General features: G+C 49.2%; 2 protein-coding genes. One reads left to right on the top strand and one right to left on the bottom strand.

Annotated elements, in window-relative coordinates:
- Positions 1-195 precede the first annotated feature (195 nt).
- Positions 196-507, top strand: coding sequence for a DUF2845 domain-containing protein (locus HMPREF2924_RS33720; protein WP_003117074.1), 312 nt, complete (start codon positions 196-198; stop codon positions 505-507).
- A 44-nt stretch (positions 508-551) separates the two neighbouring features.
- Here HMPREF2924_RS33720 and HMPREF2924_RS35750 read toward each other — a convergent pair.
- Positions 552-917: hypothetical protein (locus tag HMPREF2924_RS35750; RefSeq protein WP_177344954.1), on the bottom strand; the 366-nt coding region annotated here is incomplete at its 5' end.

Raw genomic sequence — 917 nt, 5'->3', positions numbered from 1 at the left:
TGGTATTCGAAGGTCTGCTTCATGACGTGCTCCTGGAGCGGTTCGGGTCGAACCGCACGGTTTCAAGAGCAGGAGGAGGGCCTCAACCGAAAATACTAGGCCTAGCACCAGTGAATTTCTGGTGGTTGGCGGGTTTAGAGACACGTATGGACGTCTGGGTGTATATTTCATATATATTTCTAAGGGAGACGGCTGATGCTTAGAAACATCTCTATTGGAGTTTTGCTAGCCATGGCTGCTATGTTGGACAGTTATGGGGTGGCTGCCGCTACATTACGATGCGGGTCGGCAATTGTTAGTGAGGGTGACTTGATTGATGATGTGCTTAGGAAGTGCGGCAACCCTGATAGCCGTAAAGTTGAAGGGCCCGCAGTGGATGGTAGTGGCTATATAGTGCGGGGGGCTGCTACTGTCGAAAACTGGGTATACGGACCAAGGAATGGTTGGTACCAGAAGCTTAGGTTTGTCGATGGAAGGCTAGTTCAGATAAAAGGCAGTATGGACTAGGGTATAGCCGTGGATGGTGTGTTTTTCATCCACGGCTATAAGTCTCATCCGGCAGATGATATAAGGGTAAGGATATTTGCGATTGGTAGGCCTTGTGCGTCGGAAATAAACACGGTTGTACTGGCGCCTGCACGAGAAACTATCTGTTGTAGGTTGTTCGGATTAGACATGCCGCCGTTGTAATTGGCTTGGAATTGCTTGCTGGAACTTGCTATGTCTAGAAGTTCAAGTAGAGTGCTTTGGTTGGCGGATTGTGCGGAGTTCATGCTGATTGATGTGTTTGATCCTGCCGCTCGGAGCGCCTGCTGGATGTTGTTTGAAGTGAGTTGGGCACCATTAAAGTTGGCGCTGAATTTTTTAGTGTTGCCCGCGATGTTGATGGCCTGTAAAAGGGTGGATATATTCGCCGC

The sequence above is a fragment of the Pseudomonas sp. HMSC063H08 genome (genome assembly GCF_001813645.1).
GTDB lineage: Bacteria > Pseudomonadota > Gammaproteobacteria > Pseudomonadales > Pseudomonadaceae > Pseudomonas > Pseudomonas aeruginosa.
This window is presented reverse-complemented; position numbering and strand designations above follow the sequence as displayed.